The organism is Simplicispira sp. GW247-4R2A (assembly GCF_059424465.1).
On record NZ_JBWKZM010000041.1, the window covers coordinates 1 to 12,647 of the forward strand.

10 protein-coding genes are annotated in these 12,647 nt (G+C 63.9%); 7 read left to right on the top strand and 3 right to left on the bottom strand.

What is annotated here, in order from left to right:
* Positions 1 to 13 precede the first annotated feature (13 nt).
* The 3 genes from AC07ZH_RS19710 to AC07ZH_RS19720 form a co-directional block, all read right to left on the bottom strand.
* A complete protein-coding gene (locus AC07ZH_RS19710) occupies positions 14 to 2,371 on the bottom strand; it encodes a putative bifunctional diguanylate cyclase/phosphodiesterase (RefSeq protein WP_495201008.1) in 2,358 nt (785 codons plus the stop codon).
* The gene (locus AC07ZH_RS19715) at positions 2,368 to 3,003 is read right to left on the bottom strand and encodes a methylamine utilization protein (RefSeq protein ID WP_495201009.1); all 636 of its coding nucleotides are present in this window, start codon (positions 3,001 to 3,003) and stop codon (positions 2,368 to 2,370) included. The genes AC07ZH_RS19710 and AC07ZH_RS19715 overlap by 4 nt, the downstream gene beginning before the upstream one ends.
* A gap of 164 nt (positions 3,004 to 3,167) precedes the next feature.
* Positions 3,168 to 3,884: a Crp/Fnr family transcriptional regulator gene (locus AC07ZH_RS19720; RefSeq protein ID WP_119110106.1), complete on the bottom strand. Its 717-nt coding sequence runs from the start codon at positions 3,882 to 3,884 to the stop codon at positions 3,168 to 3,170.
* A 119-nt stretch (positions 3,885 to 4,003) separates the two neighbouring features.
* On the opposite strand from AC07ZH_RS19720, the gene AC07ZH_RS19725 reads away from it, so the two are divergent.
* From AC07ZH_RS19725 to AC07ZH_RS19755, 7 genes are all read left to right on the top strand, one after another.
* Entirely contained in the window at positions 4,004 to 5,185 is a 1,182-nt protein-coding gene (locus AC07ZH_RS19725) for an ABC transporter substrate-binding protein (RefSeq protein WP_495201010.1), read from the top strand.
* A 209-nt stretch (positions 5,186 to 5,394) separates the two neighbouring features.
* Complete coding sequence (locus tag AC07ZH_RS19730; RefSeq protein ID WP_495201011.1) at positions 5,395 to 7,341, top strand: AMP-dependent synthetase/ligase; 1,947 nt, start codon at positions 5,395 to 5,397, stop codon at positions 7,339 to 7,341.
* A 10-nt stretch (positions 7,342 to 7,351) separates the two neighbouring features.
* Positions 7,352 to 8,137, top strand: coding sequence for an ABC transporter ATP-binding protein (locus tag AC07ZH_RS19735; RefSeq protein ID WP_119110103.1), 786 nt, complete (start codon positions 7,352 to 7,354; stop codon positions 8,135 to 8,137).
* Positions 8,138 to 8,166: 29 nt separating this feature from the next.
* Positions 8,167 to 9,096 carry a branched-chain amino acid ABC transporter permease gene (locus tag AC07ZH_RS19740; protein ID WP_495201012.1) on the top strand — a complete coding sequence of 310 codons (930 nt, stop codon included), beginning with the start codon at positions 8,167 to 8,169 and terminating at the stop codon, positions 9,094 to 9,096.
* Between the two features lie 27 nt (positions 9,097 to 9,123).
* The gene (locus AC07ZH_RS19745) at positions 9,124 to 10,200 is read left to right on the top strand and encodes a branched-chain amino acid ABC transporter permease (RefSeq protein ID WP_495201013.1); all 1,077 of its coding nucleotides are present in this window, start codon (positions 9,124 to 9,126) and stop codon (positions 10,198 to 10,200) included.
* 39 nt (positions 10,201 to 10,239) lie between these two features.
* Entirely contained in the window at positions 10,240 to 11,568 is a 1,329-nt protein-coding gene (locus tag AC07ZH_RS19750) for an ABC transporter substrate-binding protein (protein WP_119110100.1), read from the top strand.
* A 245-nt stretch (positions 11,569 to 11,813) separates the two neighbouring features.
* The gene (locus tag AC07ZH_RS19755) at positions 11,814 to 12,623 is read left to right on the top strand and encodes an ABC transporter ATP-binding protein (protein WP_119110099.1); all 810 of its coding nucleotides are present in this window, start codon (positions 11,814 to 11,816) and stop codon (positions 12,621 to 12,623) included.
* Positions 12,624 to 12,647 lie beyond the last annotated feature (24 nt).

A 12,647-nucleotide genomic window follows, 5' to 3' on the forward strand; every position in this document is an offset into this window, starting at 1 on the left:
GGGGTGGCCTGCCTCAAGGCGCGGCCACGAACGCTGCTCCGGGGCCGGCGTGCCAGCCAAGAAATTGCTCCGCCGGCAGGGGACGGCTGATGTGGTAGCCCTGCGCTTCGTCGCACGCCATGGCGCGCAGGCGCTCCATGAGCGCCGCATCTTCCACGCCTTCGGCCACCACAGTCAACCCCAGATTGTGCGCGAGGTCGATGGTGGAGCGGACGATCTGCGCGTCGCCGCCGCCGCTTTGCATGCCGAGCACGAAGGACTTGTCGATCTTGAGCTCGTTCACCGGCAGGCGCTTCAAGTAGGCGAGCGACGAGTAGCCGGTGCCAAAGTCGTCAATCGAAAGCTTGAAACCCTGCTGCGCCAGGCGGTTGAGCATGGCCTCGGCGCGTTGCGGGTCGTCCATGATGGCGCTCTCGGTGATCTCCAGGCAAAAGCTCCCGGCGCTCACCTGGTAGCGCTCCAGGATGGCGCCCAGGCGCAAGCTCAGTTCCGGGTCCAGCAGGTCTCTCGTGGACAGGTTCACCGAGATATGAAGATCGGCCGCACGGGCGAGCGTCTGCGCCAGCAGCATCGCCACCTGCTCGAACACCCACAGGGTGAGCTGGCGCACAAACCCGGTCTGCTCGGCAAAGGGAATGAATTCCATGGGCGGCACCAGGCCGCGCTGCGGGTGCTGCCAGCGCAGCAGCGCTTCGGCGGCAGCGCCGGCGCCGCGCTGCAGCGCCACCTTCGGCTGCAGGTACAGGCGCAACTCGCCCTGCTCGACCGCACGCCGCAGGTCCCCCAGCAGCGAGAGGGTCTGGGGGCTCGACGAGTCGAGCCCCGGGTCGTACAACAAGGCCACGGCAAGGCGCTTCTTGGCGCCATACATGGCGATCTCGGCGCGGTTGATCAGCATGTCGGCATCCACGGCGTGGTCTGGCCACAGGGCAATGCCCATGCTGGCGCTTAAATCCACCGTCTGGTCGTCGAAATGGAGGGGCGTCTCGAAGGCACGCGCGATGCGCTCGGCAATCTGCAGCGCCGCCTGCGCGTCGGTGACGTGCAGCAGCAGTGCGAACTCGTTGCCGCCATGGCGCGCCAGCATGTCCCCCGGCTCTCCCACCATGGGCTGCAGGCGACCCGCCACCGCCTGCAGCAGCCGGTCGCCAAAGGCGTAGCCGAGCACGTCGTTGACGTGCTTGAAACGGTCAAGGTCAAGCACCAGCACGGCAAGGCGGTGGCCGAGCACGGGGTCGGTCCGCAAGGCGTCCATCACCGCACCGCGAAAGCGCTCCCGGTTGGGCACGCCGGTAAGGCGGTCGCGGTAGGCGAGATCGCGGATTTCACTTTGCTGGCGCGCAATGTCCAGGCGCATGTGGTCGAAGGAACGCGCCAGGTCGCCCACCTCGTCGTTGCGCCCGGTGTGTTCCATGGGCACGCTGTAGTTGCCCTTGGAAAGCAAGCGTGTGGCAACCAGCAACGCGCGCAGCGGCGTGGTCACACGCCGGGCCATGGCGCTGCTGCCCAGCGCAAACAACAGCAGGCCGGCGGCGGTGATGACGGCCAGCAACCATTGCAGTTGGCGGTAGGGTGCGACCAGCTCGTCGACCGAGCGCAGCAGCAGCGCTTCAGACGGCGCGCCCAGGTGCGAGAGCGCGCTGCGGCGTACCAGCAGCGTGCCCCGCTGCGTTTCGATTTCCCCGACCCCGCTGCCGGCTGCGCGCAAGGTCTTCAGCGAAGCTTCTGGCAGCGTACTGACAGGCACGGAAAAGCCGCCTTGTCCATCGGCCACTCGCACCGCCACATCCACTGCCAGCAACTGGCGCATTTCTTCGGCCAGCGGCTGGCCCACGGGAAACCCCATCAACACCCAGCCGATGACCAGCGGAGCGCGCAGCGGCACCATGACGAACTGATGCGGCAGGCCATTGACCACCGCGATCTGACTGCCCGCTGGCTCTGCCGCCAGCGCCGGTACCACCTGCGCGAGCGTGGCGGACAATTGCTTCATACCGCCGCCCGGGCTGCTGATGGCGCGCACCGCGAGACGGGTGTCGAGCAAAGCGGTCACGGCGGCGCCAATGCGCGCGCCATGGTTCTCCAGCGCCGACTCGATGGTCTGGGTATCCCCCGAGCTGACGGCCGAGCGAAAGCCGTAGTCCGCCGCCAGCAGGGCCGATCCCTGGCGCAGCCGCTCGGCCTTTTGCTCCAGCAGCCGCTGCCAGACACGCCCATCGGTATCGAGCTCCCGGGCAATCTGTGCCCGTGCGTTGCGCTCAATGCTGGCGCGCACCACGGCGAACCCGGCGAGCTGCACGGCCAGCAGCAGGAGCAGGGACATACCGACCAGCCGCGCAACCAGGCTGTGGCGCAGGCCGCGCAGCGTCAAGGGGCCAGCCCAGTCAAGGTGACCTCGGCGCTGAGCGCTGCCGAGCCCACCACCAGCGGCTGCGCCAAGGCTGCGGCGCCCACCGGCAAACCGGGATGCCAAGTGCGCAATTGGTAGGTGCCCGGAGGGACGTCGCCGAGCACAGCCTGGCCTGCAGGCTGTCCAGGCATGCCGCTCTGGGCGAAGTACGGCGTATCGACCACCAGAATCCAGCCGACCATCTGATCGTGGATGTTGCAGCCCAGCACCACCACGCCAGGCCGGTCGAAAAGCACCGGGTTCGCCGGAGTTCCCTTGTAGAGCTTGAGCTCGAACTTCTTCGCTGGCGAGAACGAGTACACGTGGTGGCGCACGGCATCTCGGTTGGGAAAATGCACCTCGGTCCCCGTGGTAACCACCAGCACGCCCGGGACGAACTGCTTTTTCTCCTGCGCCATTTCAACGCCCTGCAGCGGCCGGGCCGCACGCTGCGCCTCGGTCGATTCAAGAAACACCACGGCGCCAGAGACCGGCTGGCCCGCACCGTCGCGCACGTCCACCTGAACGCTGGCGCACCAGCCTACCGCCGCCGATAGTCCGAACGCCAACGCCAGGGCGCGCGGGGCCACCCGTGTATGAAAACCTGCATGCATGGCACGGTTTGTAGCACACCCCACGGGGCTCCACGCCGTCATGATTACTATTATTACTATAGCTATAAGCGCTTATTGGATATGCGCTATTGGCAATTTTCATCAATTTTTTCAGCGCTCACACTGCCTCCAGGCACCGCAAATCGCCGACCCGGCGTGGGTGCTTAGCCGCCCTCGGCAAGGGTGAAGCGCAAGGCCTCCAGGTCCAGCACGCGCAGCCCTCCATATTCGACCCGGATGGCGCCCTGCGCCTGCAGCGCTGCCAGTGCCTCGTTCACCCGCTGGCGCGAGAGTCCGACCAGGTACGCCAGTTCCTGCTGCGTAATGCGCAGCACCTGGCCAACACCGGGATACAGCACGGGATTGAAAAGGGCTGCCAGGCTGCGCGCCACGCGTGCATTCAAATTGCCCAGACGGTCGATTTCGCGCGCCGCAATGAACTGGCCCAGCCGCTCGTTGAGCTGGTGCATGACGAAGCGGTTGAAGCCTATGGAATGATCCAGCAGCCAATGGAAGGTGTCGATGGGCAGCCCCGCCACCGTGCTCTTGCGCAGCGCCTGGACGTTGTACCGGTAGGGCTCGCGCTTGATGGCGGTGCCCTCGCCAAACCAGCCGCCAGGCGGCAGTCCGGCAAAGGTCACGGTGCTGCCATCTGCGTTGTCGTTGCTCATCTTGAGCAGACCTTCCACCACGCCGAACCAGTAAGTCACGTTGCGCCCGTTGCGGCAGACATGGTCGCCAGGCAGCGCATCGCCCACCAGCAGCGCCGCCACCGCGCGCTCGCGCTCCTCAGGGGACAGCAGTTGCAGCCAGGGAATGCCCGCGAGTTCCTCGCGAGTCGGCAGGCGGCGGCGGTGGTGGAGCGAAAGATCGTGGTTCATGGAGAGCGGCTGGGGAATACCACGAGGCCAATTGTCGGGAAAACGACAGTTCAGCGACAGGGTATGGCGCCATGATGGCGCAACTGGCGCACTGCCGCCACCCCTCCACTTTTTCTGCCATGACCCAAGCCCCTCCAGCGACTTCTTCCGCCGCCCGCCGAATGGCAACTGGTTTGCCGCGCCGTCGCCTGTTGGCAGGCGCCTTGGCCCTGCCCTGGCTGGGCCTGCCGGTTGCCCAGGCCCAGGAGGGAAGCCTCAAGCTGTGCCAATCCACCGCGCTGACCGGGCCGCTGGGCGACCTTGGGTCGGCCATGCACCTGGGCGCGCAAGCCGCCTTTGCCGCGGCCAACACGCGCGGCGGCGTGAACGGGCGCAAGATTGAATTGGTCACGCTGGACGATGGTTACGAAATCCCCCGTTCGCTGGCCAATATCGACAAATTTCTTGCCGACCTCGCGTGTTTTGCGCTGTTCAACTGCATGGGCACGCCCATGGTCGGCGCGATGATGCCCAAGGTGATCGAATCGGGTATCCCGTTTTTTGCGCCGTTCACTGGTGGCCAGGTCAGCCACGTGGCCGGTGCGCGCAATGTCTTCAACATCCGCGCCAGCTACGCCGACGAGGCCGAAAAGGCCGTACAGCACCTGGCCACACTGGGCATCAAGCGCATTGGCATTGCCTGGCAGAACAACGCTTTCGGTAAGGAAGTGCTGGCCGGCGTGCAGCGGGCCGTGGCGGCAGCCAAACTGCCCAGCCCCCAGGCGGCCACCGTGGAAAACGATGCCTCAGACGCGGCAGCAGCCGCACGCACGCTCTCGGAAGGCAACCCGGAAGCGGTGCTCCTGGGTCTGGCAGGCAAGCCGGCACTGGAATTCGCCAAAGCCTTCCACCCGCTGCGCCGGGGCGTCACCATGTACGCCCTCTCCGTGCTGGGTACCTCCGCCAACATCAGAGCGCTAGGGGACAACGCACGCGGCATGGCGATCTCCCAGGTCGTGCCGCTGCCGGGCAACGCCGTGGTACCCGTGGTACGCGATTTCCAGCAGGCTTGGAAAGCCATAGGCGCGACGGCAGAGCCTTCGCACCTGGCCTTGGAGGGCTACATCAACGCCCGCGTGTTTCTCGAGGCGCTGCAGCGCACGGGGCGCAACCCGACGCGCACAGCGTTCATCGACGCGACCTGGACGCTGCGCAAGCTCGACCTGGGTGGCTTCGACATCAACGCCACGGCGCCCGAGAACAGCGCCTCGCACTTCGTGGAACTGACGCTGGTGGGACCGGGAGGACGCTTCATTCGTTGAGGGGCATGTAATCCGTGCACGGCAAAAGCCACCGGTTTTGGCTGCCCTGCACAGGCGTGCGGGTTTAACCCCATGAGTGTTTTCCCGGTAATTGTCGTCAAAAAGACAAAAAAGCGTCAAAGCGAGTTCTAACATTCCTTTCCATAGCGCGCTGCAAATGCAGTCGACGCCCGCGCACTCCCCCATGCGCACACCGAACAAGGACCACCATGAACCGCACGTTCCCGCAATTGCTACTCCAGCACGCCGCTGAGCGCGCCGACGCACCTGCGCTGCGCGAAAAGGAATACGGTATCTGGCAAACGCACTCCTGGTCCCAATTGGCCAGACTGGTGGAAAAAGTGGCGGCCGGCCTGCAGCAGGCGGGTCTGCAGCGCGGCGAGCACATGGTGGTCATCGGCTCGAACCGGCCGCGCCTCTACGCCACCATGCTGGCAATTCAGACCGTGGGCGCCATTCCTGTGCCGCTGTACCAGGATGCCGTGGCCGCCGAATGCATTTTCCCGCTGACCAACGCTGAAGTACGTTTTGCCATGGTCGAAGACCAGGAGCAGGTCGACAAGCTGCTGGAAATTCGCGACCGCTGCCCGCTGCTGACCCGCATCTGGTTCGACGACCCGCGCGGCCTGCGCAAGTACAGCGAAGACGGCCTGCAGGACATTGAAGCGCTGATGGCTGCAGGCGCGCAGTTTGCCGCAGCGCACCCGGCGTGGTTCCGCGAGACTGTCGCCAAAGCGAGCCCCGAAGAGGTGGCCGCCATGTTCTTCACCTCTGGGACGACAGGCAACCCCAAGGGCGTGGTGCACACGCACGCCACCTTGCTCGACCGCGCCTCGGCCGGCGCCGAGTTCGACAAGCTCACGAGCAGCGAGGAGGTGCTGGCCTACCTGCCGCCGGCCTGGATTGGCCAGAACATCTTCAGCTACGCGCAGTGGCTGGCCTGTGGCTACGTGGTGAACTGCCCGGAGTCGGCCAGCACCGTCTCCATCGACCTGAAGGAGGTTGGGCCCACGTACTACTTTGCACCGCCGCGTATTTTTGAAGGTTTGCTGACCAGCGTGACGATTCGCATGGAGGACGCAGGCCTCATCAAGCGCAAGATGTTTGCCGCCTGCATGGCACTGGCGCAACGCGTAGGGCCGGCCTTGATGGACGGCCAGCCCGTGGGGGCCTGGGACCGCCTGAAGTACGCGCTGGGCAACCTGCTGGTCTACGGGCCACTGCGCAACAACCTGGGTTTCTCACGCGTACGCGTGGCCTACACCGCAGGCGAAGCCATCGGCCCCGATCTGTTCAGTTTCTATCGCTCCATTGGCATCAACCTCAAACAGCTCTACGGCTCCACCGAGACCGCCGTGTTCGTCTGCCTGCAACCCGACAACCAGGCCCGGGCCGACACCGTGGGGGTGCCGATTCGCGGTGTCGAGATCAAGGTGGCCGACAACGGTGAAATCCTGGTCAAGTCGGCCGGCCTGCTCAAGGGGTACTACAAGAACCCCGAAGCCACGGCCGAAGTGCTCACGGCAGACGGCTGGTACCACACCAGCGACGCCGGTTTTCTCGATGCGCATGGGCATCTAAAGATCATCGACCGCGTGAAGGACGTCGGCCGCATTCAGGGCGGCGCCAACGACGGCGCCATGTTCGCGCCCAAGTACGTGGAGAACAAGCTCAAGTTTTTCCCCCACATCAAGGAAGCGGTGGCCCTGGGCGACCGGCGCGAAAAGGTGTGCGTGATGGTCAATATCGACTTCGACGCGGTGGGCAACTGGGCCGAGCGGCGCAACCTCCCGTACGCCGGCTATACCGACCTGGCGCAGAAACCCGAGGTGTACGAACTTATCAAGGGGTGCGTGGAAAAGGTCAATGCCGACCTGGCCACCGACACCTTGCTCGCCGGTAGCCAGGTCAGCCGCTTCCTTGTTCTGCACAAGGAACTCGATGCCGACGACGGCGAGCTGACCCGCACCAACAAAGTCCGCCGAGGCTTCATCGCCGAGAAGTATGGCGTGCTCGTCGACGCCCTCTATTCCGGCAAGAGCGAGCAATACATTGAAACCCAGGTCAAGTTCGAGGATGGCCGCACGGGCAGCGTCAGCGCCACGCTCAAGATCTCGGACACCAAAACATTCGCCCCGGTGAAAACAGCCGCCTGAGACCGCAACCATGAACCACAAGAAGATCGGCGATGTCGTGCTGGATGTGAACAACATCAGCCTGCGCTTTGGCGGCGTCAACGCGCTGACCGACATTTCCTTCGACGTGCGCGAGCACGAGATCCGCTCCATCATCGGGCCCAACGGCGCCGGCAAGAGCTCGATGCTCAACTGCATCAATGGCGTCTACACGCCGCAGCAAGGCTCCATCACCTTTCGCGGCCAGACCTTCTCACACATGAATTCGCGCCAGGTGGCCGAGATGGGCATTGGCCGCACCTTCCAGAACCTGGCGCTGTTCAAGGGCATGAGCGTGATCGACAACATCATGACCGGCCGCAATCTCAAGATCAAAAGCAACATCCTGATGCAGGCATTGCGCATCGGGCCTGCCGAGCGCGAGGAAATCGCCCACCGTGAGTTCGTCGAACACATCATCGACTTCCTGGAAATCCAGGCACATCGCAAAACCCCGGTGGGCCAGCTCCCCTACGGCCTGCAAAAACGCGTGGACCTGGGCCGGGCGCTCGCCATGGAGCCGCAGGTGCTGCTGCTTGACGAGCCCATGGCCGGCATGAATGTGGAAGAAAAGCAGGACATGTGCCGCTTCGTCCTTGACGTGAACGACGAGTTCGGCACGACCATCGTGCTCATCGAGCACGACATGGGCGTGGTGATGGACATCTCCGACCGCGTCGTGGTGCTTGACTATGGCAAGAAGATCGGAGACGGCGAGCCCGAAGCCGTGCGCAACAGCGAAGACGTCATTGCCGCCTACCTCGGCACCAGCCACTAACGACAAGACGCGCCGGAGCACTTACCACCATGGCATTTTTTCTCGAAACCCTGATCGGCGGCCTGATGGCAGGCATGCTGTATTCACTCGTCGCGCTCGGCTTTGTGCTCATCTACAAGGCCTCCGGCGTGTTCAACTTTGCCCAAGGCGCCATGGTGCTGTTTGCCGCCCTGGCCATGGCGCGTTTTGCCGAATGGTTCCCGGGCTGGACGGGTATTGCCAACCCGGTGCTGGCCAATATTGCGGCCTTCGTCTTCGCCGGTGTGCTGATGTTCATCGTCGCCTGGCTGGTCGAGCGCTTGGTGCTGCGCCACCTGGTCAACCAGGAGGGCGCCACGCTGCTCATGGCAACGCTGGGCATCGCCTACTTCCTCGAAGGCCTGGGCCAAAGCATGTTTGGCAGCGACATCTACCCCATCGAGATCGGCATGCCCAAGGACCCGGTGTTCCTGTTCGACAAGGTGTTTCCTGGCGGCATTCTGGTGAACCAGGAGGATGTCGTCGCCGCAGGCATCGCCGCGGCACTGGTCATTGCGCTGACCATTTTCTTCCAGAAAACCAAGACGGGCCGTGCGCTGCGCGCGGTCGCCGACGACCACCAGGCAGCGCAATCCATCGGCATTCCGCTGGGCCGCATCTGGGTCATTGTGTGGTGCGTGGCGGGTGCCGTGGCGCTCGTCGCCGGAATGATCTGGGGCTCCAAGCTGGGCGTGCAGTTCTCGCTCACCACGATTGCCCTGCGCGCGTTGCCCGTCGTCATTCTTGGAGGCCTCACCTCGGTGCCCGGCGCCATCATCGGCGGCCTGATCATTGGCGTGGGCGAAAAGCTCTCGGAGGTGTATCTGGGCCCGTACGTGGGCGGTGGCATTGAAATCTGGTTTGCGTATGTGCTGGCGCTGGTGTTTCTTCTCTTCAGGCCCCAGGGCTTGTTCGGAGAAAAGATCATCGACCGCGTGTAACCCATAACAAGAACGACAGGACATCCCATGCTCTACCGCGAAAACGGCCAGTTCAAGACCAGCTACCGCTCCGACCAGCAGATTTTCCCGATTGCACAGGATCGCATCGCCATCGGCCTGCTGCTGGCAGTCGCCTTCATTGGCGTGCCGCTGTTTGCCAGCGAGTACCTCTACACCTCCATCCTGATCCCGTTCGTCATCATGTCGCTCGCTGCCTTGGGCGTGAACGTGCTGGTGGGCTACTGCGGCCAGATCTCCCTGGGATCGGCCGCCTTCATGGCGGTGGGGGCGTATGGCGCCTACAACTTCTACGCGCGCATCCCGGGGCTGCCGCTGATTCCCACGCTCATTCTGGGCGGCCTGTGCGCCATGTTCTTCGGCATCCTCTTTGGCCTGCCGAGTCTGCGTGTGAAGGGCCTGTACCTGGCGGTGGCGACGCTGGCCGCGCAGTTCTTCAGCGACTGGATGTTCCTGCGCATCCAGTGGTTCACCAACGATTCGCCGTCGGGCTCAGTCTCCGTCAACAACCTCAAAGTGCTCGGCATGGCGCTCGATTCGCCCATGGCCCGCTACCTGTTCTGCCTGTCACTGCTGGCGGTGATTGCCCTGCTGGTCAAGAACCTGGTGCGCGGTGCCATTGGCCGCGAATGGATGGCGATCCGCGACATGGATGTGGCCGCCGCTGTGATCGGCATTCGCCCCATGTACGCCAAGCTCAGCGCTTTTGCCGTCAGCTCCTTCATCATCGGCATGGCCGGGGCGCTGTGGGGCTTCATTCACCTGGGGTCCTGGGAGCCGGCAGCGTTCTCGGTCGAACTGTCGTTCCGGTTGCTGTTCATGGTGATCATTGGCGGCCTGGGTTCCGTCATGGGCAGCTTCTTTGGCGCGGCCTTCATCGTCATCCTGCCGATTGCGCTCAGTCGCCTGCTGCCTACGCTGGGCGATCTGGTGGGTATCGAGTTGTCGACCGCGACGGTCTCGCACGTCGAACTCATGACCTTTGGCGGCCTGATCGTCTGGTTCCTGATCGTCGAGCCCCATGGTCTGGCCAAGCTGTGGTCCATGGGCAAGCAAAAGCTCCGGCTCTGGCCGTTCCCGCATTGATTCCCCCGTGCTTCAACACTTTCATTAAAGGAGACATCCATGAAGCTATCGAAACTCTTGATCACCGCCACCGTGGTGGCCGCTGGGGCAGCGACGCTGTCCACCAGCGCATTCGCGCAAGCGAAGGAGCAGTTCTTCCCGCTGCTCTCCTACCGCACCGGCCCCTACGCACCCAACGGCACGCCCTGGGCCAACGGCAAGCAGGATTACCTGAAGATGATCAACGCCCGCGACGGCGGCATCAACGGCGTCAAGCTCACCTTCGAGGAATGCGAAACCGGCTACGCCACCGACCGCGGCGTCGAGTGCTACGAACGCCTCAAGGTCCATCCCGGCGTCAGCCTGATCGACCCGCAATCGACTGGCATCACCTTTGCGCTGACGGAAAAGGCCCCTGCCGACAAAATTCCGCTGCTGACCGTGGGCTACGGTCTGTCGATGTCCGCAGACGGCATGGCGTTCAAGTGGAACTTCGAAATGATGGGCAGCTACTGGACGGGCGCCGACATCATCCTGCAATCCATCGGCAAGTCGCTCGGCGGCATGGACAAGCTCAAGGGCAAGAAAATCGCCCTCGTGTACCACGACAGCCCGTTCGGCAAGGAACCCATTCCTCTGCTCGAAGAGCGCGCCAAGATGCACGGTTTCAACCTGCAGTTGCTCCCTGTGACCGCCCCTGGCGTGGAGCAAAAAGCCACCTGGCTGCAAGTGCGCCAGAGCCGTCCTGACTACGTACTGCTGTGGGGCTGGGGCGTGATGAACTCCACCGCGCTCAAGGAAGCGCAGGCCACGGGCTATCCGCGCGACAAGATGTACGGCGTCTGGTGGGCCGGTGCCGAGCCTGACGTGCGCGACGTCGGCATGGGCGCCAAGGGCTACCACGCACTGGCGCTCAATGGCTCTGGCAAAGACCAAAAGGTCATCCAGGACATCATGAAGTACGTGCAGGACAAGGGCCAGGGCACGGGCCCCAAGGACGAAGTCGGCTCGGTGCTGTACACCCGCGGCGTGATGATCCAGATGCTCGGCGTGGAAGCCGTGCGCCGTGCGCAAGAGCGTTTTGGCAAGGGCAAGGTCATGACCAGCGAGCAGGTGCGCTGGGGGCTTGAGAACCTCAACCTCGACCAGAAGAAGATTGATGCCATGGGCTTTGGCGGCATCATGCGGCCGGTATCGACCAGCTGCGCCGACCACATGGGTTCGAGCTGGGCCCGCATCCAGACCTGGGACGGCGCCAAGTGGAACATCGCGCCCGAGTGGTACCAGGCCGACGAGCAGATCTTGAAGCCCATGGTCAAGGCTGCTGGCGACAAGTACCTGGCCGACAAGAAAATGCAGCGCCGTGAAGCGGCGGATTGCAATTCTTGATTAGGAGCAACCCCCTGAGGCGCTGCGCGCCTTCCCCCTTCTCTTGCAGCGCTGCGCGCTGCGGAAGGGGGACGCTCCCGGTGCTGCGGGGCGGCCCTTGCACGGGAGCCCTGGTATTTGGGCGCGCCAGTTGCGCAGGTCCAGGGGCGCATATATAGCTCACGGCGGCTGCACTGCAGCCGCCAATCGAGAGGGTTGGCACATACGGGTCTCAGCCCTCCCGATTGGCACAAAAGGTCAACGCTATGGAACCAAAAAACATCGTCCTCAACGTCAACGGCATCGAGGTGATCTACAACCACGTGATCCTGGTGCTCAAAGGCGTCTCGCTGCAGGTGCCCGAGGGCGGCATCGTCGCCATCCTGGGGGGCAATGGCGCGGGCAAAACCACCACGCTGCGCGCCATTTCCAACCTGCTCGAAGGCGAGCGCGGCGAAGTGACCAAGGGCTCGATCGAGCTGCGCGGCGAGCGCATCGAAAACCTCACACCAGCCGATCTGGTCAAGCGCGGCGTGGTGCAGGTGATGGAAGGGCGCCACTGCTTCGCGCACCTGACCATCGAGGAAAACCTGCTCGCAGGCGCCTACACGCGCAGCGACAAGGGCGAGATCGCCGCCAACCTCGACAAGGTCTACACCTACTTCTCGCGCCTGAAGACACGCCGCAACTCGCAGGCCGCCTACACCTCGGGCGGCGAGCAGCAGATGTGCGCCATCGGCCGGGCCATCATGGCCAACCCCAGCATGGTGCTGCTCGACGAGCCCTCCATGGGCCTGGCGCCGCAAATCGTTGAAGAGGTGTTCAACATCGTCAAGGACCTCAACGCCAAGGAGGGCGTGACCTTCCTGCTCGCCGAGCAGAACACCAACATGGCGCTCAAGTACGCCGACTACGGCTACATCATGGAATCGGGCCGGGTGGTGATGGACGGCGCTGCGGCCGACCTGGCCAACAACGAAGACGTCAAGGAGTTTTATCTGGGCGTTGGTGGCGGCGAGCGCAAGAGCTTCAAGGACGTCAAGAGCTACAAACGCCGCAAGCGCTGGTTGGCCTAGGCTCCCCCTATGTCGCTTCGCTCC